The 26,725-nt window shown below is 62.4% G+C and carries 27 protein-coding genes and 1 pseudogene; 12 read left to right on the forward strand and 16 right to left on the reverse strand.

The genetic code is table 11. The annotated features are described in order from the left end of the window. Positions 1–10: 10 nt before the first annotated feature. The 5 genes from ridA to QRN70_RS16190 form a co-directional block, all read right to left on the reverse strand. Entirely contained in the window at positions 11–391 is a 381-nt protein-coding gene (gene ridA, locus QRN70_RS16170) for a deaminase RidA (protein WP_003229509.1), read from the reverse strand. 27 nt (positions 392–418) lie between these two features. Next, a complete protein-coding gene (gene spoT, locus QRN70_RS16175) occupies positions 419–2,524 on the reverse strand; it encodes a bifunctional GTP diphosphokinase/guanosine-3',5'-bis pyrophosphate 3'-pyrophosphohydrolase (protein ID WP_285418981.1) in 2,106 nt (701 codons plus the stop codon). Between the two features lie 57 nt (positions 2,525–2,581). Further along, positions 2,582–2,845: a DNA-directed RNA polymerase subunit omega gene (gene rpoZ / locus QRN70_RS16180; protein ID WP_285418982.1), complete on the reverse strand. Its 264-nt coding sequence runs from the start codon at positions 2,843–2,845 to the stop codon at positions 2,582–2,584. Positions 2,846–3,012: 167 nt separating this feature from the next. Further along, the gene (gene gmk, locus QRN70_RS16185; RefSeq protein ID WP_285418983.1) at positions 3,013–3,633 is read right to left on the reverse strand and encodes a guanylate kinase; all 621 of its coding nucleotides are present in this window, start codon (positions 3,631–3,633) and stop codon (positions 3,013–3,015) included. Positions 3,634–3,643: 10 nt separating this feature from the next. After that, positions 3,644–4,507, reverse strand: coding sequence for a YicC/YloC family endoribonuclease (locus QRN70_RS16190; protein WP_285419362.1), 864 nt, complete (start codon positions 4,505–4,507; stop codon positions 3,644–3,646). Between the two features lie 268 nt (positions 4,508–4,775). On the opposite strand from QRN70_RS16190, the gene rph reads away from it, so the two are divergent. Together rph and QRN70_RS16200 are read left to right on the forward strand one after the other, a co-directional pair. Beyond that, complete coding sequence (rph, locus tag QRN70_RS16195; RefSeq protein WP_128604619.1) at positions 4,776–5,498, forward strand: ribonuclease PH; 723 nt, start codon at positions 4,776–4,778, stop codon at positions 5,496–5,498. A 28-nt stretch (positions 5,499–5,526) separates the two neighbouring features. Further along, positions 5,527–5,895 (forward strand): DUF4870 domain-containing protein, encoded by a 369-nt coding sequence (locus tag QRN70_RS16200; RefSeq protein ID WP_285418984.1) that lies wholly within the window; start codon positions 5,527–5,529, stop codon positions 5,893–5,895. A gap of 115 nt (positions 5,896–6,010) precedes the next feature. Here QRN70_RS16200 and crc read toward each other — a convergent pair whose 3' ends face one another. After that, positions 6,011–6,790, reverse strand: coding sequence for a catabolite repression control protein Crc (crc, locus tag QRN70_RS16205; RefSeq protein WP_007920349.1), 780 nt, complete (start codon positions 6,788–6,790; stop codon positions 6,011–6,013). 82 nt (positions 6,791–6,872) lie between these two features. On the opposite strand from crc, the gene pyrE reads away from it, so the two are divergent. Then, on the forward strand, positions 6,873–7,517 hold the full coding sequence (gene pyrE / locus QRN70_RS16210; RefSeq protein WP_285418985.1) for an orotate phosphoribosyltransferase: 645 nt from the start codon (positions 6,873–6,875) through the stop codon (positions 7,515–7,517). 165 nt (positions 7,518–7,682) lie between these two features. On the opposite strand, the gene argB is transcribed toward pyrE, so the two are convergent. The 4 genes and pseudogenes from argB to coaBC form a co-directional block, all read right to left on the reverse strand. After that, positions 7,683–8,588, reverse strand: a complete 906-nt coding sequence (argB, locus tag QRN70_RS16215; protein ID WP_007962366.1) for an acetylglutamate kinase — start codon at positions 8,586–8,588, stop codon at positions 7,683–7,685. 17 nt (positions 8,589–8,605) lie between these two features. Continuing rightward, positions 8,606–10,009: pseudogene (locus QRN70_RS16220) on the reverse strand (phosphomannomutase/phosphoglucomutase); the annotation flags it as partial. A 228-nt stretch (positions 10,010–10,237) separates the two neighbouring features. Next, a complete protein-coding gene (gene dut / locus QRN70_RS16225) occupies positions 10,238–10,693 on the reverse strand; it encodes a dUTP diphosphatase (RefSeq protein WP_285418986.1) in 456 nt (151 codons plus the stop codon). 5 nt (positions 10,694–10,698) lie between these two features. Then, positions 10,699–11,907, reverse strand: a complete 1,209-nt coding sequence (gene coaBC / locus QRN70_RS16230; protein WP_285418987.1) for a bifunctional phosphopantothenoylcysteine decarboxylase/phosphopantothenate--cysteine ligase CoaBC — start codon at positions 11,905–11,907, stop codon at positions 10,699–10,701. Positions 11,908–12,042: 135 nt separating this feature from the next. Between coaBC and radC the strand changes: the two genes are divergently transcribed. Continuing rightward, on the forward strand, positions 12,043–12,717 hold the full coding sequence (gene radC / locus QRN70_RS16235) for a RadC family protein (protein WP_285418988.1): 675 nt from the start codon (positions 12,043–12,045) through the stop codon (positions 12,715–12,717). Between the two features lie 76 nt (positions 12,718–12,793). Here radC and QRN70_RS16240 read toward each other — a convergent pair whose 3' ends face one another. Beyond that, positions 12,794–14,383 carry an ABC transporter substrate-binding protein gene (locus QRN70_RS16240; RefSeq protein WP_285418989.1) on the reverse strand — a complete coding sequence of 530 codons (1,590 nt, stop codon included), beginning with the start codon at positions 14,381–14,383 and terminating at the stop codon, positions 12,794–12,796. Between the two features lie 446 nt (positions 14,384–14,829). Between QRN70_RS16240 and rpmB the strand changes: the two genes are divergently transcribed. Next, entirely contained in the window at positions 14,830–15,063 is a 234-nt protein-coding gene (gene rpmB, locus QRN70_RS16245; RefSeq protein WP_003229474.1) for a 50S ribosomal protein L28, read from the forward strand. A gap of 11 nt (positions 15,064–15,074) precedes the next feature. After that, entirely contained in the window at positions 15,075–15,230 is a 156-nt protein-coding gene (gene rpmG, locus QRN70_RS16250) for a 50S ribosomal protein L33 (RefSeq protein ID WP_003177274.1), read from the forward strand. Between the two features lie 207 nt (positions 15,231–15,437). On the opposite strand, the gene QRN70_RS16255 is transcribed toward rpmG, so the two are convergent. Then, positions 15,438–15,800, reverse strand: a complete 363-nt coding sequence (locus tag QRN70_RS16255; protein ID WP_025112716.1) for a cupin domain-containing protein — start codon at positions 15,798–15,800, stop codon at positions 15,438–15,440. 237 nt (positions 15,801–16,037) lie between these two features. Between QRN70_RS16255 and QRN70_RS16260 the strand changes: the two genes are divergently transcribed. Together QRN70_RS16260 and QRN70_RS16265 are read left to right on the forward strand one after the other, a co-directional pair. Then, positions 16,038–17,531 carry an aldehyde dehydrogenase gene (locus QRN70_RS16260; RefSeq protein ID WP_285418990.1) on the forward strand — a complete coding sequence of 498 codons (1,494 nt, stop codon included), beginning with the start codon at positions 16,038–16,040 and terminating at the stop codon, positions 17,529–17,531. A gap of 186 nt (positions 17,532–17,717) precedes the next feature. Next, complete coding sequence (locus QRN70_RS16265; RefSeq protein WP_285418991.1) at positions 17,718–18,860, forward strand: MFS transporter; 1,143 nt, start codon at positions 17,718–17,720, stop codon at positions 18,858–18,860. A 9-nt stretch (positions 18,861–18,869) separates the two neighbouring features. On the opposite strand, the gene QRN70_RS16270 is transcribed toward QRN70_RS16265, so the two are convergent. Further along, entirely contained in the window at positions 18,870–20,438 is a 1,569-nt protein-coding gene (locus QRN70_RS16270; protein ID WP_285418992.1) for a phospholipase D family protein, read from the reverse strand. 60 nt (positions 20,439–20,498) lie between these two features. Beyond that, entirely contained in the window at positions 20,499–21,920 is a 1,422-nt protein-coding gene (locus QRN70_RS16275) for an aminotransferase-like domain-containing protein (protein ID WP_285418993.1), read from the reverse strand. Between the two features lie 179 nt (positions 21,921–22,099). On the opposite strand from QRN70_RS16275, the gene QRN70_RS16280 reads away from it, so the two are divergent. After that, positions 22,100–22,345, forward strand: coding sequence for a DUF1127 domain-containing protein (locus tag QRN70_RS16280; protein ID WP_285418994.1), 246 nt, complete (start codon positions 22,100–22,102; stop codon positions 22,343–22,345). Positions 22,346–22,487: 142 nt separating this feature from the next. Here QRN70_RS16280 and QRN70_RS16285 read toward each other — a convergent pair whose 3' ends face one another. Next, positions 22,488–23,798: an NAD(P)/FAD-dependent oxidoreductase gene (locus tag QRN70_RS16285; RefSeq protein WP_285418995.1), complete on the reverse strand. Its 1,311-nt coding sequence runs from the start codon at positions 23,796–23,798 to the stop codon at positions 22,488–22,490. A 147-nt stretch (positions 23,799–23,945) separates the two neighbouring features. On the opposite strand from QRN70_RS16285, the gene QRN70_RS16290 reads away from it, so the two are divergent. Beyond that, complete coding sequence (locus QRN70_RS16290; RefSeq protein ID WP_285418996.1) at positions 23,946–24,299, forward strand: YkgJ family cysteine cluster protein; 354 nt, start codon at positions 23,946–23,948, stop codon at positions 24,297–24,299. Positions 24,300–24,441: 142 nt separating this feature from the next. On the opposite strand, the gene QRN70_RS16295 is transcribed toward QRN70_RS16290, so the two are convergent. Beyond that, entirely contained in the window at positions 24,442–24,930 is a 489-nt protein-coding gene (locus tag QRN70_RS16295) for an Lrp/AsnC ligand binding domain-containing protein (protein ID WP_003177284.1), read from the reverse strand. 155 nt (positions 24,931–25,085) lie between these two features. On the opposite strand from QRN70_RS16295, the gene dadA reads away from it, so the two are divergent. Beyond that, positions 25,086–26,390 carry a D-amino acid dehydrogenase gene (dadA, locus tag QRN70_RS16300; protein WP_285418997.1) on the forward strand — a complete coding sequence of 435 codons (1,305 nt, stop codon included), beginning with the start codon at positions 25,086–25,088 and terminating at the stop codon, positions 26,388–26,390. Beyond that, a complete protein-coding gene (locus tag QRN70_RS16305; protein WP_285418998.1) occupies positions 26,362–26,715 on the forward strand; it encodes a RidA family protein in 354 nt (117 codons plus the stop codon). The genes dadA and QRN70_RS16305 overlap by 29 nt, the downstream gene beginning before the upstream one ends. Positions 26,716–26,725: the final 10 nt, after the last annotated feature.

The following is a 26,725-nucleotide window of genomic DNA, read 5'->3' on the forward strand; positions in this document are numbered from 1 at the left end:
GCCGTCGGCATTACTCGATGACCAGGATGGCATCCATTTCAACCTGCGAACCCTTTGGCAGGGCGGCAACTCCAATGGCGGCGCGGGCCGGGTACGGCTGGTCGAAGTATTTGCCCATGATCTCGTTGACCTTGGCGAAGTGGCTCAGGTCGGTGAGGAAGATGTTCAGCTTGACGATGTCCTTGAACGAACCGCCGGCAGCTTCGGCCACGGCCTTGAGGTTCTCGAACACCTGGACGGTCTGGGCTTCGAAGCCTTCGACCAGTTCCATGGTTTTCGGGTCCAGCGGGATCTGGCCCGACATGTACACGGTGTTGCCAGCCTTGATCGCCTGGGAGTAGGTGCCGATGGCGGCCGGGGCCTTGTCGCTGGTGATAACGGTCTTGGTCATGTATGACTCCTTGTAATGGCTGGAGGGCTACGCGCGCATGCGAGTGATGCGGATCACCCCGGTCAGGGCGCGCAGTTTCTTGATCACGCGGGCCAGGTGCACACGGTCGTGGACGCTGACCACCAGTTGGACGACGCTGATGCGGCCATCGCGTTCGTCCATGCTGATTTTCTCGATATTGCCGTCGGCCGCGTTGACGCTGCTGGCCAGCAGGGCGATCAGGCCGCGCTGGTGTTCCAGCTCGACGCGCAGTTCGACGTTGAATTCGCCGGTGACATCCTTGGCCCACGAAAGCTGGATGCATTTTTCCGGGTTGTGCCGGATTTCGCTGATATTGCGGCAGTTGTCCAGGTGCACGACCATGCCCTTGCCCGCCGACAGGTGGCCGACAATCGGGTCGCCCGGGATCGGCGTGCAGCATTTGGCGTAACTGAGGACCAGGCCTTCGGTGCCGCGAATCGCCAGCGGGCCTTCCGGGCTCGGCAGCTGTTCGCCTTCGCCGAGCAGGCGGCGCGCGACGACGTAGGCCATGCGATTGCCCAGGCCGATGTCTTCGAGCAGGTCTTCGATCAGTTCGAGACGGTACTCGCTGAGCATCGCCTTGATTCGCTCGGCGGAAATCTGCTCCAGCGAGCTGTCGAAGCCGTTGAGCACTTTGTTCAGCAGGCGCTCGCCGAGGCTGATGGATTCGGAGCGGCGTTGCAGCTTCAGGGCATGGCGGATGTGCGTGCGCGCCTTGCCGGTGACCACGAAATTCAACCACGCCGGGTTCGGCCGGGCGCCAGGCGCGCTGACGATCTCGACCGTGGAGCCGCTCTGCAGCGGTTCGGACAGCGGTGCGAGACGGCGGTTGATCCGGCAGGCAATGCAGCTGTTGCCGACGTCGGTGTGCACCGCGTAGGCGAAGTCGACCGCCGTGGAGCCTTTGGGCAGCTCCATGATCCGGCCTTTTGGCGTGAACACGTAGACCTCGTCCGGGAACAGGTCGATCTTCACGCTCTCGATGAATTCCAGCGAGTTGCCGGCACGCTGCTGCATTTCCAGCACGCCTTTGACCCATTGGCGGGCGCGGGCGTGAGTGCCTTTGGGCTGTTCGTCACCGCTGGATTTGTACAGCCAATGGGCGGCGATGCCGTTGTTGGCCATTTCTTCCATTTCGCGGGTACGGATCTGGATCTCGATCGGGACGCCGTGCATGCCGAACAAGGTGGTGTGCAGCGACTGATAGCCGTTGGCCTTGGGGATCGCGATGTAATCCTTGAAGCGCCCCGGCAACGGTTTGTACAGATTATGTACAGCGCCCAGCACGCGGTAGCAGGTATCGACCTTGTCGACGATGATCCGGAACGCGTAGACGTCCATGATCTCGTTGAAGGCCCGACGCTTGCCGCGCATTTTCTTGTAGATGCCGTAGAGGTGTTTCTGGCGACCGCTGACTTCGCCCTGGATGCCGTCGATAGCGAGGCAATGGCCGAGGGACTCCTCAATCTTGTTGACGATTTCCTTGCGATTGCCGCGGGCGCGCTTGACCGCCTGGTAGATCCGCGCGGAACGCATCGGGTGCATCGCCTTGAAGCCGAGGTCTTCGAATTCGATGCGAATGGCGTGCATGCCCAGGCGGTTGGCGATGGGCGCGTAGATTTCCAGGGTTTCCTTGGCGATCCGGCGGCGTTTCTCGCCGGACAGCACTTCCAGCGTGCGCATGTTGTGCAGGCGATCGGCGAGCTTGACCAGGATCACGCGAATGTCGCGCGCCATGGCCATGGCCATTTTCTGGAAGTTTTCCGCCTGGGCTTCGGCCTTGGTCTCGAAGTTCATCTGGGTCAGTTTGCTGACCCCGTCGACCAGTTCGGCCACGGTTTCACCGAACTGCGCCTGCAGCGCTTCCTTGGCGATCCCGGTGTCTTCGATCACGTCATGCAGCATCGCGGCCATCAGGCTCTGATGGTCCATGTGCATGTCGGCGAGAATATTGGCCACGGCAAGAGGATGCGTGACATACGCCTCGCCGCTGCGGCGGCGTTGGCCGTCGTGGGCTTGTTCGGCGTAGAAATACGCTCGGCGGACCAGATTGACCTGGTCCTTGCCGAGGTAGGTCGATAAGCGATCGGCGAGGGCGTCTATGCTCGGCATGATGACTCCTGCCGTAAGCTGTGATCCCGCGCCGTGCTACGTCGACCAGGCATAGGCTTAGACGGCCTCGTTGGACTCGTCCTCGAACGCTGCGAACAGCGGTTCGTCTTCAACGATCTCTTCGTTGGCGATCATTTCATAGCTGACCAGGCCTTCGGCGATTTCGCGCAGGGCGACGACGGTAGGCTTGTCGTTTTCCCAGGCAACCTTCGGCTCTTTGCCGCCGGTGGCCAGTTGACGGGCACGCCTGGTAGAGAGCATGACCAGCTCAAAGCGGTTATCCACGTGTTCTAGACAGTCTTCAACGGTTACGCGGGCCATGGTCTTCCTCGTAGCAAATGCAATATGCGCGGTGCCCGGATGGGCGAGCGGACTCAGCAGTTTAAAAAAACGCCAGCGATTAGGGAAGCGCTGATTTTTTAACCAAGCGCTGCAACGCGCTACAAGTGCCAATGTAAAGCCCTTGCAGCGGTTTTGGGAAGTGCCGGTTAACCGAGCAATTCCGCCAGCAGTCTGCCGAAACGCACCTGCTGGCGCTTCTGTTGCAGCTGATTGGCGCGGAAAATCGCCTTCAGGTCGTCCAGCGCATGGGCGAAATCGTCGTTGATGATCAGGTAGTCGTACTCGACGTAGTGGCTCATCTCGCTGACCGCTTCGCGCATCCGCCCGTCGATGATCTCGTCGCTGTCCTGGCCACGGTTGGTCAGGCGCTGGTGCAGGGCTTGCAGCGATGGCGGCAGGATGAAGATCGAGCGCGCCTGCGGCATCAGCTTGCGCACTTGCTCGGCGCCCTGCCAGTCGATCTCCAGAATCAGGTCGTGACCTTCGTCCAGGGTCTGCTGCAGGCGGCTTTGCGAGGTGCCGTAGAAGTTGCCGAAGACTTCGGCGCGTTCGAGGAAGTCGCCGTGCTCGCCCATCTTCACGAACTCTTCGCGGGTCACGAAGTGATAGTTCACGCCGTCCACTTCACCCGGGCGCATGGCGCGGGTGGTGTGGGAGATCGATACGCGGATCTCCGGGTTGGCGTCGGTCAGGGCCTTGACCAGGCTGCTCTTGCCCGCGCCCGATGGGGCGGAAATGATGTACAGGGTGCCGGTGCTGTGGGTCATGTCTGTTGCCTTACTCAATATTCTGCACTTGTTCGCGCATCTGCTCGATCAACACCTTGAGGTTGACCGCCGCCTGGGTGCTGCGCGGGTCGAAGGCCTTGGAGCCCAGTGTGTTGGCTTCGCGGTTGAGCTCCTGCATCAGGAAGTCCAGGCGCCGGCCGGCGGCACCGCCGGACTTGAGCACCCGGCGAACTTCGATGATGTGGGTGCTCAGGCGATCCAGTTCTTCGGCCACGTCGCTCTTTTGCGCGAGGATGACCATTTCCTGTTCGAGGCGCTGCGGATCCAGCTCGGCCTTCATGTCGGCGAAGCGGTCGAGCACCTTCTGCCGCTGGGTGGCGAGCATCTGCGGGACCAGTTCGCGCAGGGTCGCCACGTCCTGCTCGATGGCGCTCAGACGTTCGTTGATCAGCCGCGCCAGCTCCGCGCCTTCGCGCTCGCGACCGGCCTTCAATTCGGTCAGGCCCTGATTGAACAGCGCCAGCGCTTCGGCATTCAGCGCCTGCGGGTCGCTGGCGTCGGCCACCAGTACGCCGGGCCAGGCCAGCACTTCCAGTGGGTTCAGCGCCGCCGGGTTGGTGATCAGCCCGGCCACGGTTTCGGCGGCTGCGACCAGTTGCGCGGCGCGTTCGCGATCGACCTGCAGCGGCTTGCCGGTGCTTTCCTCGGTGAAGCGCAGGGTGCATTCCAGCTTGCCCCGCGACAGGCCCTGGCGCAGCGCTTCGCGCACGGCGCCCTCGAGGTCGCGGAACGACTCCGGCAGGCGCAGATGGGGTTCCAGATAGCGGCTGTTGACCGAGCGCAGTTCCCAGCTCAGGGTGCCCTGGGCGCCGGCTTTTTCGACGCGGGCGAAGGCGGTCATGCTGTGCACCATGGCGGTGACCTCGCAATGCAGATCGGCACGCAACGGCGTTGCGCAGCTCGATATCAATGAATTTAAGCCGACTGGCAGCAAAGGCGCAGGATTGTAGCGCAGTGCGGTGGATGCGCCCAAACACACGGTGTGACAAAGGGCTGCAGGCCGTCGGCAAGCGGTGTTTCAAGGGCTTCGGTCGTCGCCCGGAATTTTTAAGCAGTGCCCAGGCGCGGTGCACGGCTCTATAATGCTCCGCAGTTTTCCGTCCCCAGTACAGGTATCTCCTATGAAACGTCCAAGTGGTCGCGCTGCCGATCAGCTCCGCTCGATCCGCATTACCCGCAACTACACCAAACACGCCGAGGGATCCGTACTGGTCGAATTCGGTGATACCAAGGTCATCTGCACCGTCAGCGTCGAAAACGGCGTGCCGCGCTTCCTCAAGGGCCAGGGCCAGGGCTGGCTGACCGCCGAGTACGGCATGCTGCCGCGTGCTACCGGCGAGCGTAACCAGCGTGAAGCGAGCCGTGGCAAGCAGGGCGGCCGCACCCTGGAAATCCAGCGTCTGATCGGTCGCTCCCTGCGCGCGGCGCTGGACATGTCCAAGCTGGGCGACGTCACCCTGTACGTCGACTGCGACGTGATCCAGGCCGACGGCGGCACCCGCACCGCGTCGATCACCGGCGCCATGGTGGCCCTGGTCGATGCCTTGAAAGTGATCAAGAAGCGTGGCGGCCTGAAGGGCGGCGACCCGCTCAAGCAGATGATCGGTGCCGTGTCCGTGGGCATGTACCAGGGCGAGCCGGTGCTGGATCTGGACTATCTTGAAGACTCCGCCGCCGAGACCGACCTCAACGTGGTGATGACCAGCTCCGGTGGCTTCATCGAAGTCCAGGGCACCGCCGAAGGCGCACCGTTCCAGCCTGAAGAGCTGAACGCCATGCTCGAACTGGCGAAGAAAGGCATGAACGAGATCTTCGACCTGCAGAAGGCTGCGCTGGCCGACTGAGCAGGTTCACAACCGCAAGGAGGACGCGATGAGTGAAGAGCAACAGCTGTTACCCAAGCCGAGCCACGAGGTTCGCCAGTGGGCGATGTTTTGTCACTTGTCCGCCTTGCTGGGGATCTGGATTCCGTTCGGCACGCTGATCGGGCCGCTGATCCTGTGGCAGATGAAGCGCGAGATGGATCCGTTCATCGACGCCCAGGGCAAGGAAGCGCTGAATTTCCAGATCACCGTGGCGATTGCCTCGGCCATCTGCTTCCTGCTGATGGTGCTGATCATCGGCTTCTTCCTGTTCGGCCTGCTGGCCATCGGTGCACTGGTGCTGACGATCATCGGCGGGGTGAAGGCCAACGAAGGCTTCCCGTACCGCTATCCCTTCACCTGGCGCTTGATCAAATAATAATCAGCGCAATCCTTTGCAGGCGTGAGCACGCTCACTCCGGCAGCAAGGCAAGAACAGCGCCCACAAAAAAGCCGACAGCGATGTCGGCTTTTTTGCATCGATGAATCGACGCTTAGATAGTCAGCGTCCAGTCGTAGTCGACGATCAGCGGCGCATGCTGCGAGAACCGCGGCTGACGCGGCAGGCGTGCGCTGCGCACGAAGCGCCGCAGGCCCGGGGTCAGGATCTGGTAGTCGAAACGCCAGCCCAGATTGAGCATCTCGGCTTGTTCGTTGTCCGGCCACCAGCTGTACTGGTCGCCTTCGCGGCTGACTTCGCGCAGGGCGTCGACATAACCCATGTTGCCGACAATCTCGTCCATCCAGGCGCGTTCTGGCGCCAGGAAGCCGGGGGATTGCTGGCTGTCGCGCCAGTTCTTGATGTCGAGCTTCTGCTGCGCCACGTACAGCGAGCCACAATAAATGTACTCGCGACGTTTGCGCCGCTGTTTGTCCAGGTACTTGCCGAAGTCGTCCATGAGCTTGAACTTCTGGTTCAAGTCCTCATCGCCGTTCATCCCCGAAGGGAGCAGCAAGGTGGCAATACTGACTTTGTCGAAATCTGCTTGCAGGTAGCGCCCGTAGCGGTCGGCCGTCTCGAAACCGAGACCGCTGATGACAGCCTTCGGTTGCAACCGCGAATACAAAGCCACGCCGCCTTGGGCAGGGACTTCAGCATCGCAGGCATAAAGGAAGTAGCCATCCAGTTGGAAGGCTGGGTCATCCAGTTCAAAGGCGGAGGCACGGGTGTCCTGCAGGCAGATGACGTCGGCATTCTGTGCTTGCAGCCAACTGAGCAAACCACGCTCGACTGCAGCCTGAATACCATTGACGTTCACACTGATGATCCGCATAAATGGCCCCAAAAATCGCGTGCGTGTATGATACACGGCGTCAAGCTAATTAGCTAAATCCGTGGTATTTGGGGTTTTTTTCATGCAAGCGTATCAGCGCGATTTCATTCGTTTTGCCATCGATCGCGGCGTTTTGCGCTTCGGTGAGTTCACCCTGAAGTCCGGGCGCACCAGTCCTTACTTCTTCAATGCCGGCCTGTTCAACTCGGGTTCGGCCCTGGCGCAGCTGGGGCGTTTCTATGCGGCAGCCATCGCCGAGAGTGGCATTGCCTTCGACGTGCTGTTCGGCCCGGCCTACAAAGGCATCCCGTTGGCGGCCACTACCGCTGTGGCAATGGCCGAGCACCACGGCCGCGACCTGCCATGGTGCTTCAACCGCAAGGAAGCCAAGGCCCACGGCGAAGGTGGCAGCCTGGTCGGCGCACCGCTGACCGGCGACGTGCTGATCATCGATGACGTGATCACCGCCGGCACCGCGATCCGTGAAGTGATGCAGATCATCGCTTCCCAGGACGGCGCCAAGGCCGCAGGCGTGCTGATCGCCCTGAACCGCCAGGAGCGTGGCAACGGCGAGTTGTCGGCGATCCAGGAAGTCGAGCGCGACTTCGGTATCCCGGTGATCAGCATCGTGTCGCTGAACCAGGTGCTGGAGTTCCTCGCCGACGATCCGCAGCTCAAGCAGCATCTGCCGGCCGTTGAAGCCTATCGCGCGCAGTTCGGCGTTTAACCGCAGAGCACTGTGGGAGCGAGCCTGCTCGCTAAGAGGCCTTCACATCCAGCGCTGATGTGATGCGAAGAGCGCTTTCGCCAGCAGGCTCGCTCCCACAGCAAGCACGAGGCAAAAAAAAGACCCCGCTCAGCCAGGCTGAGCGGGGTCTTTTTACACTGCAACTCAGTGACGCTTGCGATTGCTGATCAGCGTACCGACACCGGTGTCGGTGAAGATTTCCAGCAGGATCGCGTTGGGCACCCGACCGTCGATGATCAGCGAGCTGCCGACACCGCCCTGGACCGCTTCCAGCGCGCAGCGGATCTTCGGCAGCATGCCGCCGTAGATGGTGCCGTCGGCGATCAGGTCGTCGACCTGCTGCGTGCTCAGGCCGGTCAGCACCGTGCCCGACTTGTCCATCAGGCCGGCGATGTTGGTCAGCAGCATCAGCTTCTCGGCTTTCAGGGCTTCGGCGACCTTGCCGGCCACCAGGTCCGCGTTGATGTTGTACGACTCGCCGTTTTCACCGACGCCGATCGGCGCGATCACCGGGATGAAGTTGCCTTTGACCAGCAGGTTCAGCAGCTCGGTATTGATCCCGACCACTTCCCCGACCTGACCGATGTCGATGATTTCCGGCTGGGTCATCTCCGGCGTCTGGCGCGTCACGGTGAGCTTCTTCGCGCGAATCAGCCCGGCGTCCTTGCCGGTCAGGCCGATGGCGCTGCCGCCGTGACGGTTGATCAGGTTGACGATGCTTTTGTTGACCTGGCCACCGAGGACCATCTCCACCACGTCCATGGTCGCGGCGTCGGTGACGCGCATGCCGTCGACGAAGTGGCTTTCAATCGACAGGCGCTTGAGCAGGTCACCGATCTGCGGGCCGCCGCCGTGAACCACCACCGGGTTGATGCCCACGGCTTTCATCAAGACGATGTCGCGGGCGAAGCCGGTTTTCAGCTCCTCGCTTTCCATCGCGTTGCCGCCGTATTTGATCACCAGGGTCTTGCCGACATAACGTCGGATGTAAGGCAACGCTTCGGACAGGACCTGGGCGGTGTGGGCGGCGGCTTCGCGTTCGAGGGTCATTCAGGGCTCCGGGTGAATCAGAACGGTAGTTGGAGATCAGGTGCAACGCGTTTCAGTTGGGCGTGGAACACGTCCTTGATGCGCTGCAATTCAGCCTCGTCATCGGCCTCGAAGCGCAGCACCAGCACCGGCGTGGTGTTGGAGGCGCGCACCAGGCCCCAGCCTTTGGCGTAGTCGACCCGCACGCCGTCGATGGTGGTCAGGTCGGCGCCTGCGCCCCACTGTGCGTCGTGCAGTGCATCAATGATGCTGAATTTGCTCTCTTCGGTCACATGGATATTGATTTCCGGCGTAGAAATATCGTTCGGGAAGGTCGCAAAGAGCTCTTCGGCGGTGGATTTTTCCTTGCTGAGGATTTCCAGCAGCCGTGCAGCGCTGTAGATGCCGTCGTCGAAACCGAACCAGCGCTCCTTGAAGAAGATGTGCCCGCTCATTTCGCCGGCCAGCAGTGCGCCGGATTGTTTCATTTTCTTTTTGATCAACGAGTGACCGGTCTTCCACATTAGCGGCCGACCCCCGTATTCCTTGATCAGCGGCACCAGGCGGCGGGTGCATTTGACGTCGAAGATGATTTCCGCGTCCGGGTTGCGCGCCACCACGTCGCGGGCGAACAGCATCAGCAGGCGGTCCGGGTAGACGATGCTGCCGGTGTTGGTCACCACGCCGACACGGTCGCCGTCGCCATCGAAGGCCAGGCCGAGGTCGGCGTTGGTTTCCTTGACCTTGGCGATCAGGTCGACGAGGTTCTCGGGCTTGCCCGGATCCGGGTGGTGGTTGGGGAAGTTGCCGTCGACTTCGCAGAACAGCGGGATGACTTCGCAGTTCAACGCTTCGATCAGTTGCGGAGCGATCACGCCGGCCGCGCCGTTGCCGCAGTCGACCACGACTTTCAGGCGCCGGGCCAGTTTGATGTCCTGGACGATTTCGGTGGTGTAGCGGTCGAGGATCTCGACCTGGGTCACGCTGCCCTGGCCGCTGCTCAGGTTATTGGTCCGGATGCGCTCGTGCAGCACCTGGATCTGTTCGTTGGCGAGGGTGTCGCCAGCGATCACGATCTTGAAGCCGTTGTAGTTCGACGGGTTGTGGCTGCCGGTCAGCATCACCCCGGATTTACCGGCCAGGACGTTGGCGGCGTAATACAGCGCCGGGGTCGGCACCAGGCCGACGTCGCTGACATGGCAGCCGCTTTCGGCGATGCCGCGGATCAGTTCGGCAACCAGTTCCGGGCCGGACAGGCGCCCGTCACGACCGACGGACACGTGCGGCTCGCCCTGGGCCAGGCTTTGCGAACCGACGGCGCGGCCGATCCAGTAGGCGGTTTCGGCATTCAGGAATTCCGGCACGGTGCCGCGAATGTCGTAGGCGCGGAAGATGCTGTCGGGAAGCTTCGGGGCGACTTTGGCGGGGGTGCTCATCTGCGGAAATGCTCCATCTCGAAAGTGGCGGGACAGACCGACGATTCACTCGGCGGCAGGCTCAAACTGAAGGGTATGACGGCGTTTTCCACAGAGAGTTCGTGGTGTGAAAGGGCCATGATGCCCCGTCGGACGGGGTCCGTGGCCGGCAAAACCTTGATTTTCGGCGCTAAACCTTCGGTATGAATCTGCACAAATTGCCCCTGTAGGAGCTCCTACAAGGGCGTCATCCGGTTATTTGCTGCCGGTATGGCCGAAGCCGCCCGCACCGCGCTCGGTTTCGACGAATTCTTCGACCATTTCGAAGTGCGCCTGCACCACCGGTACCAGCACCAGCTGCGCCAGGCGCTCGCCGACAGTCATGGTGAAGTCGCTCTGGCCGCGGTTCCAGCAGGACACCATCAACGGGCCCTGGTAGTCGGAGTCGATCAGGCCGACGAGGTTGCCGAGGACGATGCCGTGTTTGTGGCCCATGCCCGAGCGCGGCAGGATCAGCGCAGCAAGGTTGGGGTCGCCGATGTACACCGACAGGCCGGTAGGGATCAGCACGGTTTCACCCGGTTTGATGACGATGTCCTGCTCCAGCATGGCGCGCAGGTCGAGGCCGGCGGAGCCCTTTGTGGCGTATTGCGGCAGCGGGAATTCAGTGCCGATGCGGGGGTCGAGGATCTTGGCTTGCAAAGCGTGCATGTAAATTAAACCTGGTTCAGACGTTCGGCGATAAAAGTGACCAGTTGGCGAGCGATCTTGCTCTTGCTGGTCTGGGCGAAAACCGTGGCGTGCAACCCACGGTCGATAACGCTGCAGGCGTTTTCTTCGCTGTTGAAACCGATGCTCGGGTTGGCCACGTCGTTGGCGACGATCAAATCGAGATTCTTGTCCTTGAGCTTGCGTGCAGCGTAGTCGAGCAGGTGTTCGGTCTCGGCGGCGAAGCCGACACTGAACGGACGGTCGGGACGGGTCGCAATGGTGGCCAGGATGTCCGGGTTGCGCACCATTTGCAGGACGAAGCCGTCGCCGCTCGTAGGGTCTTTCTTGAGTTTTTGCGGGGCAACGACTTCCGGGCGGTAGTCCGCCACGGCTGCCGAGGCAATGAACACGTCGCACGGAATGGCGGATTCGCAGGCCGCGAGCATGTCGCGGGCACTGACCACGTCGATGCGGGTGACCCGATCCGGCGTCGGCAGGTGCACCGGGCCGCTGATCAGGGTCACGCGGGCGCCGGCTTCCACCGCCGCTTCGGCCAGGGCAAAGCCCATTTTTCCGGAGCTGTGGTTGGTGATGTAGCGCACCGGGTCGATGTTTTCCTGGGTCGGGCCGGCGGTGATCACCACGTGCTTGCCGGTCAGTGCCTGACGCTGGAAGCAGTCCGCGGCGAGCTGGGCCAGATCGGTGGCTTCCATCATCCGGCCCATGCCGACGTCGCCGCAGGCCTGGCTGCCGGAGGCCGGGCCGAAGGTCTTCAGGCCGCGGCTTTCGAGCAGTTGCAGGTTGGCCTGGGTCGCCGGATCGCGCCACATCGCCTGGTTCATGGCCGGGGCCACGGCGACCACGGCGTCGGTGGCCAGCACCAGGGTGGTCAGCAGGTCGTTGGCGATGCCCTGGGCCAGGCGCGCGAGCAGGTCGGCGGTGGCCGGGGCGATCAGCACCAGGTCGGCCCATTTCGCCAATTCGATGTGGCCCATCGCCGCTTCGGCGGCCGGGTCGAGCAAATCCAGGTGCACCGGGTGCCCGGACAGGGCCTGCATGGTCAGCGGGGTGATGAATTCGCTGCCGCCACGGGTCATGACCACGCGCACTTCGGCGCCCTGGTCGATCAGGCGACGAACCAGGTCGGCGCTCTTGTAGGCAGCAATGCCGCCGCCGACGCCCAGAACGATGCGTTTCCGATACAGCCGCTGCATAGGTCTGCCTTTCATTTCGTTGGTGACATACGTGGCGAAACCCCCTCCCCAGGGTGAATTCGCCCGCAAAAAAGATGGGCTACGATATCACAGCGACCGCTAGGGAACAGCGGCGCCCACAGACATGGAGGTGCTATGAGTATTCGCGATTGGCCCGCGGCGGAACGACCGCGGGAGAAGCTACTGGAACAGGGCTCGGCGAGCCTGTCCGATGCCGAATTGCTGGCGATCTTTCTGCGTACCGGCGTGTCCGGAAAAAGCGCGGTGGACCTGGCGCGACACCTGTTGGGGCAATTCGGCAGCCTGCGAGCCCTGCTCGAAGCGGAGTTGGCCGAGTTCAACGAACAACTGGGTCTCGGCCCGGCGAAATTCGCCCAACTGCAAGCGGTGCTGGAGATGGGCCGGCGGCACCTGGCCGAGCGCATGCGGCAGAAACCGGCGCTGGAGAACCCGCAGGTGGTCCGTGATTACCTCAAGGCCATGCTGCGCCACGAGCCGCACGAGGTGTTCGGTTGTCTGTTCCTCGATTCCAAGCACCAGGTGCTGACCTTCGAAGCGCTGTTTCGCGGCTCGATCGACAACACCAGCGTGCATCCGCGGCAGGTGGTCAAACGCGCCCTGGTGCACAACGCCGCAGCGCTGATCCTGTGCCACAACCATCCGTCGGGCAACAGCGATCCGAGCCAGGCTGACCGGGTGCTGACCAAGCGTCTGCAAAAGGCTCTGGAGCTGATCGACGTGCGGGTGCTCGATCATTTCATCGTCGGCGACGGCGAGCCGTTGTCGATGGCGGAGTGTGGCTGGATGTAAAAAGCAGCGGCAAGCGTTGAGCTACAAGCGGCACGCTAGAGCCATGCGCGGAGGGCTCTAGCGTGGAGCTTGTCGCTTATGGCTTGACGCTGGTCTTGGAATAGTCCTGCCGGCCGAACGGGCTCACGGCGTAGCCCTGCACATCCTTGCGTGTCAGGGCGTAAGCGGTCGGGTGCGCCAGCGGCAGCCACAGCGCCTGCTGCTGGATCTGCGCCTGCGCCTGTTCGTAGAGCTTGGTGCGCACACCTTGCTCGCTGGTGGTCTTGCCGGCGCTGATCAGCTTGTCCAGATCGGCGTTGCAGTAGCGGGCGAAGTTGGTACCGGACTTGACCGCCGCGCAGGAAAACTGCGGCGTGAGGAAGTTGTCCGGGTCACCGTTGTCGCCGGCCCAGCCCATGAACAGCAGGTCGTGTTCACCCGCCTTGGCGCGGCGGATCAGCTCACCCCACTCGATCACGCGGATTTCCGCCTGAATGCCGATTTCCGCCAGGTCCGATTGCAGCAACTGGGCGCCGAGGCTCGGGTTGGGGTTGAGCAGACTGCCGGACGGGCGCGTCCAGAGGGTGGTCTGGAAACCGTCCTTGAGGCCGGCCTTGGCCATCAACGCCTTGGCCTTGGCCACGTCGTGCGGGTAGCCCGGCAGATTCTTCGCGTAGCTCCAGGTGTTCGGCGGATAAGGGCCGTTGGCCGCTTCGGCAGTGTCTTCGAACACGGCCTTGAGGTAGTTGGCCTTGTCGAAGGCCAGGTTGATCGCCTGGCGCACTTCCGGCTTGTCCAGCGGCGGATGCTGGCTGTTGATGCCGACGAAAGCGGTCATGAACGCGTCAGTCTTTTCTACCTTGAGCGTCGGTTCCTGCTGAGCCGCCTGGACGTCCAGCGGCTTCGGCGACAGGGCGATCTGACACTCGTTGCGCCGCAACTTTTGCAGGCGCACGTTGGCGTCCGGGGTGATGGCGAAGATCAGTGGGTCCACCGCCGGCTTGCCGCCGAAGTAGTCCGGGTTGGCCTTGTAGCGCACCGCGGCATCTTTCTGGAACCGGGTAAACACGAACGGACCGGTGCCGATCGGCTGGCTGTTGAGCTTGTCGGTCGCGTTGGCCTTGAGCAGTTTGTCGGCGTATTCGGCGGAATAGATCGAGGCGAAGCCCATGCTCAGGGTGGCGAGGAACGTCGAATCCGGGTGATCGAGGGTGAAGCGCACGGTCAGCGGGTCGAGGGCGTCGATTTTCTTGATCAGGCTGGGCAGCTGCATCGACTGGGCATGCGGGAAGCCGCTCTGGGCGACCTTGTGCCACGGGTTCGCCGGATCGAGCATGCGCTCGAAACTGAACTTGACGTCTTCGGCGGTGAGCTCGCGGCTCGGCTTGAAATAGTCGGTGCTGTGGAATTTCACCTGCGGGTGCAGCTTGAACACGTAGCTCAGGCCGTCGGTGCTGATTTCCCAGCTGTCGGCCAGGCTCGGCACGACCTTGCCGCTGGCGGTGTCGAAATCCACCAGGCGGTTCATCAGCACGTCGGCGGAGGCATTGGTGGTGGTCAGCGAGTTGTACTGCACCACGTCGAAGCCCTCGGGGCTGGCCTCGGTGCAGACGGTCAGGGCGGCGGCCTGTGCCAGAGGGCTCAGCAGGAGCGGGGCGAAGAGCAGGGGGAGGGCAGCGAGGCGCATGGTCGGCTTCCTTTACAGATCGAAGGCCCATCTGCAAGTGCAGTCTGGAAAAGGCCTACCCTAGTGGTCGCGATTGCAAATGACTATCCCCTTTTTGCATTTTCGCGGCGACGCACGCAGGGTATTTGCCTGAAATGGACGCAGGAAAAGTCGCTGGCGCGACGGCGCTCGGTTTTCTGCGACGAATGGTATAAATTGCCAGCGGCCTTTGTCCAAAGCGCCTGCGGCCGGAAAAGCCGGCTTTTTGTCAATTGTTTGCACAGCGATTGTTGTTGCTCGTTGGTCTTTCTGGTATAAAGCAGCGCTCTTTTCTAGGGGCCCGGTTCCTTCACTGTAGGTGTAGCCGGTAAGACCTCTAAAGAATCGCGGCGCCTGGCGCCACAATGACTAGAGATTAAGCGGCCAACCCATGCCGGGTTGGGCATGTGGTTTTAGAGGGCTGAGGCATGTCGAGAGTATGTCAAGTTACCGGTAAGGGTCCGGTGACTGGGAATAACATTTCCCACGCAAACAACAAAACCCGTCGTCGTTTCCTGCCGAACCTGCAGCATCATCGCTTCTGGGTTGAAGAAGAGAAACGTTTTGTGCGTCTGCGCGTATCTGCCAAAGGCATGCGCATCATCGACAAGCGTGGCATCAGTGTCGTGCTCGCCGAACTTCGCCGCGATGGCAAGATTTAAGGGAGCTAATCATGCGTGAATTGATTCGTTTGATCTCGAGCGCCGGTACTGGTCACTTCTACACTACCGACAAGAACAAGCGTACTACCCCGGACAAAATCGAGATCAAGAAATATGATCCGGTTGTTCGCAAGCACGTGATCTACAAGGAAGGCAAAATCAAGTAATTGATTTTTCCCGACTTACGAAAAAGGCCCGTATCTCACGATACGGGCCTTTTTTGTTGCCTCGAGTTCTTGCGGCATCTGGCCGGGCCGCTTCGCTGGCAAGCCGGCTCCCACAGTGAGCGCCGGTGTTCACAAAATCTGTGTTAACCACAAAACCGGTGGGAGCTGGCTTGCCAGCGACAGGGCCGGATCAGCCAGCGAAAATCCTCAGGCCTTCTGTTCAAAGATCACATAGACCTTGCGGCAAGCTTCCAGCACTTCCCAGGTGCCACGGAACCCGGCCGGAATCACGAAGCGGTCACCCACGCGCAGGGTCTTGGCGTTGCCATCGCTGTCGCGCAGCACCGAAACCCCCTGCAGGATTTCGCAATATTCGTGTTCGGTGTAATTCACCGTCCATTGGCCAACCGCACCTTCCCACACGCCAACGCCCATTTGCCCACAAGGGCTTTCGTATTGATGGAACACGGCTTGTTCAGGGTCACCTTTGAGCACCTTGGCCGGGTCCGGACGATAGCGTTCGGCTTCGCTGCTCGTCAGGCTGATGTCGACGACGTTCTGGATGTTCATTGTTGTTTTCTCCCGTGATGACGGCGCGGTGGCTTGAAAGGGCCAAAGTCTATGTTTATTAAAATGAACACCGCAAGGCCGTATGGCGCGCTTATGTCAAATATATTGAAACAAACCCGGCGGCTGGTTTAGGGTGGCGGGTGCCTTCGGCCGAAATGCAGGCTGGCCGGGCAGAATTCTCGAAGACGCCGGCGAAGATCGCGCGGCGCTCGTATTCATTATGAGGAGGACACTCGAATGACCACCCTGACTCGTGCCGACTGGGAACAACGCGCCCGCGACCTGAAGATCGAAGGCCGCGCTTACCTCAATGGCGAGTACACCGATGCCGTCTCCGGCGAGACCTTCGAGTGCATCAGCCCGGTCGATGGCCGTCTGCTGGGCAAGATCGCCAGCTGTGACGCCGCCGATGCCCAGCGCGCCGTGGAAAACGCTCGCGCCACCTTCAATTCCGGCGTCTGGTCGCGCCTGGCGCCGACCAAGCGCAAAGCCACCATGATCCGTTTCGCCGGCCTGCTGAAACAGCACGCCGAAGAACTGGCCCTGCTCGAAACCCTCGACATGGGCAAGCCGATCAGCGATTCGCTGTACATCGATGTCCCGGGTGCGGCGCAGGCGCTGAGCTGGAGCGGTGAGGCGATCGACAAGATCTACGACGAAGTCGCCGCCACCCCGCACGATCAGTTGGGTCTGGTGACCCGCGAGCCGGTGGGCGTGGTCGGCGCCATCGTGCCGTGGAACTTCCCGCTGATGATGGCGTGCTGGAAGCTGGGCCCGGCGCTGTCGACCGGTAACTCGGTGATCCTCAAGCCGTCGGAAAAATCCCCGCTGACCGCCATCCGCATCGCCGCCCTGGCGGTCGAGGCCGGCATTCCGAAAGGCGTGCTCAACGTGCTGCCGGGCTACGGCCACACCGTCGGCAAGGCGCTGGCCCTGCATAACGACGTCGACACCCTGGTATTCACCGGTTCGACCAAGATCGCCAAGCAACTGATGGTCTACTCCGGCGAATCGAACATGAAACGCGTGTGGCTGGAGGCCGGTGGCAAGAGCCCGAACATCGTCTTTGCCGATGCGCCGGATCTGCAAGCCGCTGCCGAATCCGCCGCCAGCGCCATCGCCTTCAACCAGGGCGAGGTCTGCACCGCCGGTTCGCGCCTGCTGGTCGAGCGTTCGATCAAGGACAAATTCCTGCCGATGGTGATCGAGGCGCTGAAAGCCTGGAAGCCGGGCAACCCGCTGGACCCGGCGACCAACGTCGGTGCGCTGGTCGATACCCAGCAGATGAACACCGTGCTGTCGTACATCGAGTCTGGCCACAGCGACGGCGCCAAGCTGGTGGTCGGCGGCAAGCGCATCCTTCAGGAAACCGGTGGCACCTACGTCGAACCGACGATTTTCGACGGCGTGAGCAACGCGATGAAGATTGCCCAGGAAGAGATCTTTGGCCCGGTGCTGTCGGTCATCGCCTTCGACACCGCCGAAGAAGCGATCCAGATTGCCAACGACACGCCGTACGGCCTGGCCGCCGCTGTCTGGACCCAGGACATTTCCAAGGCGCACCTGACGGCCAAGGCACTGCGTGCCGGCAGCGTGTGGGTCAACCAGTACGACGGCGGCGACATGACTGCACCGTTCGGCGGCTTCAAGCAGTCGGGCAACGGTCGTGACAAGTCGCTGCATGCGTTCGACAAGTACACCGAGCTGAAAGCGACGTGGATCAAGCTGTAAGCCGTTAACGGGAGCCCGGCAACGCCGGGCTTCCTGACGAAACAGCGATCCCCTGTGGGAGCGAGCCTGCTCGCGAAAGCGGTGTATCAGTCAGCCATGCGCTGAATGTGAAACCGTATTCGCGAGCAGGCCCGCTCCCACAGTGGTTTTGTGGTGCCTATAAAAATATCCACAGGAGCGTGGAACATGCGTTGGGCGACGTATTTCGCCGTGTTGGCGTCTGTCTTGAGTGTCGGCCTGGCCCTGGGGGTCAGCATGCCGCTGGTGTCGCTGCGCCTGGAGAGCTGGGGCTACGGTTCGTTCGCCATTGGTGTCATGGCAGCGATGCCGGCCATTGGCGTGCTGCTCGGGGCGAAGATTTCCAGTCATCTGGCGGCGCGCTTCGGCACGGCGAACCTGATGCGCCTGTGCCTGTGGGCCGGGGCGCTGTCGATCGGGCTGCTGGCGCTGTTGCCGAGCTATCCGGTCTGGCTGGTCCTGCGCCTGATGATCGGGGTGATCCTGACCATCGTGTTCATCCTCGGCGAGAGCTGGATCAACCAACTGGTGGTGGAAAACTGGCGCGGACGCCTGGTCGCCCTGTATGGCAGCAGCTATGCGCTGAGCCAACTGTCTGGTCCGCTGCTGCTGGGGGCGTTGGGCACCGAACATGATTACGGTTTCTGGGTGGGTGTCGGCTTGCTCACGGTGTCGCCCTTGCTGCTGCTCGGTCGCAGCGGAGCGCCGAGCAGCGAAGCCAGCAGTGTCACCTTCGGCGACCTGTGGGGCTTTGCCCGCGAGCTGCCGGCGATTGCCTGGGCGGTGTCGCTGTTCGCCGCGTTCGAGGCGATGATCCTCACGCTGTTGCCGGTGTATTGCCTGCAACAGGGCTTTAGCGCCGAGATTGCGCTGGCGATGGTCAGTACCGTGGTGGTCGGTGATGCGCTGCTGCAGTTGCCGATTGGCGCGTTGGCCGATTACCTGTCGCGACGCACCTTGTTCAGCGGTTGCGCCGTGGTGTTGATGCTGTCGAGCCTGGCGATTCCCATGCTGCTCGACACGCTGCTGATCTGGCCACTGTGGGTGCTGTTCGGGGCCAGTGCCGGGGGCCTGTTCACGCTGTCGTTGATCCTGATCGGCGAACGTTACCGCGACGATGCGCTGGTGCGCGCCAATGCCCACATTGCGCAGTTGTGGGGTGTCGGTTGTCTGATCGGGCCGCTGCTGGCCGGGGCGGGCAGCCAGTGGATCAGCGGGCATGCGTTGCCGTTGCTGATGGCGGCGGGAGCGTTTGGGCTGGTGCTTCTGCTGATGCGCCAAGGTGCATTCGGTACGGTGCAACCGGCCTGAGGTTGCTTTCTAAAGCATTTTCTCCAGGCCGACCGTGGTGCTGAACCAGGCATTGAAGCGCCGCCACCAGCTCCCCGGTTCCTTGGTCAGTGTGTGCAGCTGGCCATTGTCCTCGGTCACCCAGACGATTTTGCCAGCCTCCAGCTTCGCCTGATAACTCAACGCCGGCGCCATGCCCTGCAGCGCGAGTTCGCGCACATGTGCGGCCAGCTCCGGGCTGTCGACCAGCACGCCGACTTCGGTATTCCACAGCACCGAGCGCGGGTCGAAGTTGAACGAGCCGATAAACGATTTCTGCCGGTCGAAGATCATCGCCTTGCTGTGCAGGCTGGAATCCGAGCCGCGAAACGATTTGCTGTAGAACACGCGCGGGCCGCTGCCCGGGTTATCCCCAGGCTGGCGGCGCAGTTCGTACAGTTTCACCCCGTGCTCGAGCAACGCCTTGCGATAGGGCGCATAACCACCGTGCACCGCCGGTACGTCGGTGGCTTCCAGCGCATTGGTCAGCAGGCTCACCGACACCCCGGCATCGGCGCGCCCGGTCAGGTACACCAGCCCCGGTTGGCCCGGTACGAAATACGCCGAGATCATCATCAGCTCCTTGCTGACGCCACGCAGCTCCGGCGCCAGTTGCGTGGTCAGGAGCAGCTGCGGATCCGGTTCCTGCTTGGCCAGCACTTTGCTCGGTGCGTCCCACAGCGCCTGGTTCCAGGCCCAGATCAGCTCCTTGCGCCAGATGTCCATGCGCGGCGCGGTCTTGAACGTCATCAGTTGCTGATACAGCGCATGGTTCTGCTTGCGGGTTTCCTCCAGCGATTCTTCCAGGCGCGTGCGGGTGTTCTGCAGGTCCTTGCCGGTCGGTCGGCTGGAAAGGAATTCGTCGATCGGCTTGCTCAGGGCGCTGTTCCAGTACTGGTCGAAACTGTGCCCGAGCTGCTCGGCGACCGGCCCGACGCTGAGCATGTCGATGTCGGTGAAATTCAGGTTGGGCTCGGCATCGAAATACTCGTCGCCGAGGTTGCGCCCGCCGACGATGGCCACGCTGCTGTCGGCCAGCCACAGTTTGTTGTGCATGCGCCGGTGTTGCAGCGACAGATTGAACAGCCGCCCGGCAGCGCGCGTCACCCCGGTGCTGCGCCCCAGATGCAGCGGATTGAACAGGCGGATCTGGATCTGCGGATGCGCAGCCAGGGTGGCGATGATCTGGTCGAGGCCGTCGCTGGTGGTGTCGTCGAGCAGGATGCGCACGCGCACGCCACGGTCGGCAGCCTTGAGCAGTTCGCTGACCAGCATCCGCGTGCTGATGCCGTCATGAACGATGTAGTACTGCAGGTCGAGGCTGCTTTGCGCGTGGCGGATCAGTTCGGCGCGGGCGGTAAAGGCTTCGGTGCTGTTGGACAGCAGGCGGAAACCCGACTGGCCTTGATAGGGCGCGGCCTGGGCCTGGACCGAGCGACCGAACGCCGAGTCGGCGGCCGGCAGTGCCTGGCTCGGTTCGCGCGGCACATCGAGGGTTGCGCAACCGCCAAGGAACGCGGCGAGTAACAGCAGAGCGAGTAGGGGCTGTCTGAAGCTCACGTAGGATCGTTCCGATTGGCGGCAAAGGTCGGCATATGGACGCTGGCGGCTCGAAAAAGGTCAGTCGGCTTCGGCCAGCAGTCTGATCGCCGCTGCGCCGACCTTGCGCACCGCTTCTTCGATCTGCGGTGTCGGTTTGGCAGCGTAGTTCATCCGCAGGCAATTGCGGTACTTGCCGGAGGCGGAAAAGATGCTGCCGACGGCAATCTGTACGCCCTGGTCGTGCAACGCCCGGTTCAGTTTCAAGGTATCGAAGCCTTCCGGCAGTTCGACCCAGAGCATGAAGCTGCCCTGCGGGCGACTGGCGCGGGTGCCCGCCGGGAAATAACGGCTTACCCAGTCGATCATCACGTCGCGATTGCGTTGGTATTGTGTGCGCATCCGCCGCAAATGCGGTTCGAAGTGGCCGCCCTTGAGAAATTCGGCAATGGCAATCTGCGGTTGCGGCGCGGTCGAGCCGGTGCTGATGTATTTCATGTGCAGCACCCGTTCCAGGTAACGCCCGGGGGCGACCCAGCCGATGCGCAGGCCCGGCGCCAGGCTCTTGGAAAACGAACTGCACAACAGCACGCGACCGTCTTCGTCGAACGATTTGATCGTGCGCGGGCGCGGGTAGGTGTAGGCCAGTTCGCCATACACATCGTCCTCGATGATCGCCACGTCGAAGCGCTGGGCCAGGCTGAGCAGGGCACGTTTGCGCGACTCCGGCATGATGTAGCCGAGCGGATTGTTGCAGTTGGGCGTGATCTGAATGACCTTGATCGGCCATTGTTCCAGCGCCAGTTCCAGTGCTTCGAGGCTGATTCCGGTGAGCGGGTCGGTGGGTATTTCCAGGGCTTTCATGCCCAGGCCCTTGAGGGTCTGCATGGCGCCATGGAAGCTTGGCGAATCCACCGCGACGATGTCGCCGGGCTCGCAGATCGCGTGGATGCTGGTGGACAGCGCCTCATGGCAGCCAGTGGTGACGACCAGGTCGCTGGCGCTCAGCTGGCAGCCGGAATCGAGCATCAGCCGGGCGATCTGTTCGCGCAGTTCGAGGGTGCCGTGGATGTTGTCGTAATGCAGGCCCGGCATGTCCTGGCGCCGGCTGATGCGGGCCAGGCCGCGCAGTAGCGGTTTCATCGTCGGCGAGCTGACATCCGGCATGCCGCGGCCGAGCTGCACGACATCCTTGCGCGGCACCGCGCGGATCAGCTCCAGCACCTGATCCCACTGGGAAATCTCCACCGGCCGCTGCGCCGGGCGCCCGACCACGGGCAGCTCCGGCAGCTCGCGGCCGACCGGTACGAAGTAGCCGGACTTGGGTTTCGGCGTGGCCAGGCCGCTGTCCTCGAGCATCCGGTAGGCCTGTTGCACCGTGCTCAGGCTGACCCCGTGTTCAACGCTCAGGGCGCGCACCGACGGCAGCCGGTCGCCGGGGCGGTAGAAGCCCTGTTCGATGCGTGTACCGAGCAATTCGGCGAGATTGACGTAGAGGGTCATGGCACTGCCTCGGTGCAGGTGATTCGGAAAACCAGTACAGATACGGCAAAAATCGACAATTCAGTCTTCGCAGCGGCAAATCTGTATGGAGTTAATACAGTTGCTTTGAATCTGTAATGGTTTTGCTCACCCGCGCATCATGGAATCTCTGGCTACCCAAGTAAACAGGAGCAACGAAAATGAACGGCTTGAGCGATGTGCGGCTGACGTTACACAGTCAGGAACTGGAGGCGGGGCAACAGGACAACGCGCGCAACGAGATCCTGCGCAACGCGCCGTCCGGCCTGAGTCGCTGGGACCTGTTCTGGCATCGTCTGCACACACGCAAGGCGTTGCTGCGCCTGACGCCGGAGCAGCTCAAGGACATCGGGCTGACGCGCGAGCAGGCGCTGGAGGAGGGGTTGAAGCCGTTCTGGCGGATCTGAGATCTGTAGTGGTCTTGCGGGCCTCGTCGCTGGCAAGCCAGCTCCCACGGTTATCGTGGCTGTTCACAATCGCGGTGTTCATCCCAAACCCTGTGGGAGCTGGCTTGCCAGCGATAGCGGCCTCATGATCGCTGCAAATACATCAGACCAGCTCCTTGAGCCGATGCCACAACATCCCCAGTGCCAGCAACGGCGAGCGCAGATGCTTGCCGCCGGGGAAGGTGATGTGCGGCACTCTGGCGAACAGGTCGAAACCGCCGCTGTGCTGGCCGCTGATCGCCTCGGCCAACAGCTTGCCCGCCAGGTGCGTGGCATTCACCCCGTGACCGGAGTACGCCTGGGCGTAATACACGTTCGGCTGTTCGGCGAGTCGGCCAATCTGCGGCAGACGGTTGGCGCCGATCCCGATCATGCCGCCCCACTGGTAGGCGATTTTCACCCCGGCCAACTGCGGGAACACCGCCAGCATCTTCGGCTGCATGTAGGCGCCGATGTCCTGCGGATCGCGCCCCGAGTAGTGGCAGGCGCCGCCGAACAGCAGGCGTCGATCCGCCGAGAGCCGGTAGTAATCCAGCGCCACCCGTTGGTCGCAGACCGCCATGTTCTGCGGCAGCAGGGCGTGTGCCTGTTCTGCGCTCAACGGTTCGGTGGCGATGATGTAGCTGCCGGCGGGCAGCACTTTGCCGCTGAGTTGCGCGTTGAGGCCGTTGAGGTAGGCGTTGCAGCCCAGCACCAGCGTTTTCGCCCGCACTGAACCTTGTGCGGTGTGTACGCGAACTTCGGGGCCGTAATCGATACGCGTCACCGCCGACTGCTCGAACAGCTGCACGCCCAGTTGCTGCGCGGCGGCGGCTTCGCCAAGCGCCAGATTGAGCGGATGCAGATGCCCGGAACCCATGTCGATCAAGCCGCCGACGTAGCGCGTGGAGCCGACCACCGTGTGCATTTCATCGGCTTGCAGCAGACGGGTTTCGTAGCGATAGCCGAGGCCGCGCAGCTCTTCGGCGTCTTCGGCAAAGCCTTCGAGGTCGGCAGGCTTGTTGGCGAGGTCGCAGTAGCCCCAGGTCAGGTCGCACGGGATCTGGAAGCGCTCGACGCGCTGGCGGACGATTTCCACTGCTTCCAGGCCCATGAGTTTCATCTGGCGTACGCCCTCGGTGCCGATGACGTTGGTGAATTGATCGAGACCGTGGCCGACCCCGCGAATCAACTGCCCGCCGTTGCGACCACTGGCGCCCCAGCCGATCCGATGCGCTTCCAGCAACACCACGCTGAGGCCGCGCTCGGCCAGTTCCAGCGCGGTGTTGAGCCCGGAGAAGCCGCCGCCGACCACGCACACGTCTGCAATCACTTCACCCTGCAGCGGCGGATGATCGGGCTGCGGCAGGCTGCTGGCGGCGTAATAAGAGGCAACGTGGGGTTGGCTCGCGAGGGTTCGGGCGCGGGCATTCATGGGCATCATCCAACGGCTGGGTGTCGAGAAAATTTGACGGAGCATAAGCCGCACGCCCGAGGACGGGCAACACTGGTCGGCCGTTGCTGTCTGGGTCGCGTCTTTTGCGGCACAATTGCCGCCTATTTCGCTCCGGTTACCGCTGCAATGAGCTGCAACAGTCAGAAAATCCGCACCCTGCGTCAGCAGATTCCCACGTTCGACTGCGTGCCGGGCTGTCATGACTGCTGCGGGCCGGTGACCACCTCGCCGGAAGAAATGGCGCGGCTGCCGCGCAAGACCCGCGCCGAGCAGGACGCAGCCATGGAAGCGCTGAACTGTGTGCACCTGGGGCCGAACGGCTGCACGGTGTATGACGAGCGGCCGCTGATCTGCCGGTTGTTCGGCACTACCAAAACCCTGCCGTGCCCGAACGGGCGAGGGCCGGTGGAACTGATTCATCCACGGGTCGAGAAGCAGATATTCGAGTACATGGCTTCCAATCGGCAGGTGCTGGTCTAAGGGTTCACTCTGAACCGAGTTGACGCCATCGCTGGCAAGCCAGCTCCCACAGGTTCGGCGGCGAGCGGGGATTTTGTTAACACCCGCAATCATTGTGGGAGCTGGCTTGCCAGCGATGGAGCCGGATCAGGCGCGACGAATCTCAGTCTGGAATGGGCAGGCTCAGGCTCTCTTTCACTTCTTCCATGACGATATAGCTCTTGGATTCGCGCACATGCGGCAGCTTGAGCAGGATGTCGCCCAGCAGTTTGCGGTACGAGGCCATCTCGGAAATCCGCGCTTTCACCAGATAGTCGAAATCCCCTGACACCAGGTGGCATTCCAGCACGTGCGGCAGTTTCAGCACCGCGCGGCGGAACTCTTCGAAGGTGTCGCCGGACTTGTAGTCGAGGCTGATCTCGACGAACACCAGCAGGCTACCCTTCAAGTGCTGTGGGTTGAGCCGGGCGTTGTAGCCCATGATGATCCCTTCGCGCTCCAGGCGCCGGACCCGCTCGGTGCACGGCGTGGTCGAGAGGCCGACCTTTTCCCCCAGCTCGGTGAAGGAAATCCGCCCGTCCGCCTGCAGGATGCGCAGGATGTTGCGATCGATCTTGTCCAGCTCACGTTTGGTCTGAGTGTTGGTACGCATAGGAGATGCGCCTCCGTGAAAAGGGTTTTTGCCGGGAATTGTCGCCAAATATAGGCGCTTATATAGTGAAAAGCACTGGCATTTCTTTTTTACACTGCGCGCATCATTGCTCTAACAACAGACGTACGCGGCTCGCCGCGATGAGGGATAGAAAAATGCGCGTTATGGTCCTGGGTAGCGGCGTCATCGGTACCGCCAGTGCTTACTATCTGGCCCGTGCCGGGTTTGAGGTGGTGGTGGTCGACCGGCAGCCTGCCGCGGCCATGGAAACCAGTTTCGCCAACGCCGGCCAGGTGTCGCCGGGCTATGCCTCGCCGTGGGCCGCGCCGGGCGTACCGCTCAAGGCCATCAAGTGGCTGCTGCAACGCCACGCGCCGCTGGCGATCAAGGCCACCGCCGACATCGACCAGTACCTGTGGATGGCGCAAATGCTGCGCAACTGCACCGCCAGCCGTTACGCGGTGAACAAGGAGCGCATGGTGCGCCTGTCCGAGTACAGCCGCGACTGCCTCGACGAACTGCGCGCCGAAACCGGCATCGCCTACGAAGGCCGCAGCCTCGGCACCACGCAATTGTTCCGCACCCAGGCGCAGCTGGATAACGCCGCCAAGGACATCGCCGTGCTGAAAGAGTCCGGCGTGCCGTTCGAAGTCCTCGACCGCGCCGGCATCGCCCGCGTCGAACCGGCCCTGGCGGGCGTCACCGATATCCTCGCCGGTGCCCTGCGCCTGCCGAACGACCAGACCGGCGACTGCCAGATCTTCACCACCCGTCTCGCCGAAATGGCGGTGAAACTGGGTGTGGAGTTCCGCTTCGGCCAGGACATCCAGCGTCTCGACTTTGCCGGTGATCGCATCAACGGCGTGTGGATCGACGGCAAGCTGGAAACCGCCGACCGCTACGTGCTGGCCCTGGGCAGCTACTCGCCGCAACTGCTCAAGCCGCTGGGTATCAAGGCCCCGGTGTACCCGCTCAAGGGTTACTCGCTGACCGTGCCGATCACCAACCCGGCCATGGCGCCGACTTCGACCATTCTCGACGAGACCTACAAGGTCGCGATCACCCGGTTCGACAACCGCATCCGCGTCGGCGGCATGGCCGAGATCGCCGGTTTTGACCTGTCGCTGAACCCGCGCCGGCGCGAAACCCTGGAGATGATCGTCAACGACCTTTATCCTCAGGGCGGCAATCTGGCCGAGGCCAGTTTCTGGACCGGCCTGCGTCCGACCACCCCGGACGGCACGCCGATTGTCGGCGCCACGCCGTTCAAGAATCTGTTCCTCAATACCGGGCACGGCACCCTGGGCTGGACCATGGCGTGCGGTTCCGGTCGTTTGCTGGCCGATCTGATGGCGAAGAAAAAGCCGCAGATCAGCGCCGAAGGCCTCGATATTTCCCGTTACGGCAACACCACCCAGGAGTCCGCAAAGCATGGCAATCCAGCGCCAGCTCACCAATGAGCGCATGAGTCAGATCGTCAGCCACAACGGTACGGTGTACCTGTCCGGGCAGGTTGGCGATGACTTCACCGCCGGTGTCGAGCAGCAGACCCGCGACGTACTCGCCAACATCGAGCGCCTGCTCGATCTGGCCGGCACCGACAAACAGCATCTGCTGTCGGCGACGATCTACCTGAACGACATCGAGGCGCACTTTGCCGGCATGAATTCGGTGTGGGATCAGTGGCTGCCCAAGGGCGCCGCCCCGGCCCGTGCCACCGTCGAAGCGAAGATGGCCAAGCCGAGCATCCTGGTCGAGATCTCCATCGTCGCCGCGTTGCCGTAACCCGTTGTAA

The sequence above is a fragment of the Pseudomonas sp. efr-133-TYG-5 genome, assembly GCF_030209175.1.
Lineage (GTDB): Bacteria > Pseudomonadota > Gammaproteobacteria > Pseudomonadales > Pseudomonadaceae > Aquipseudomonas.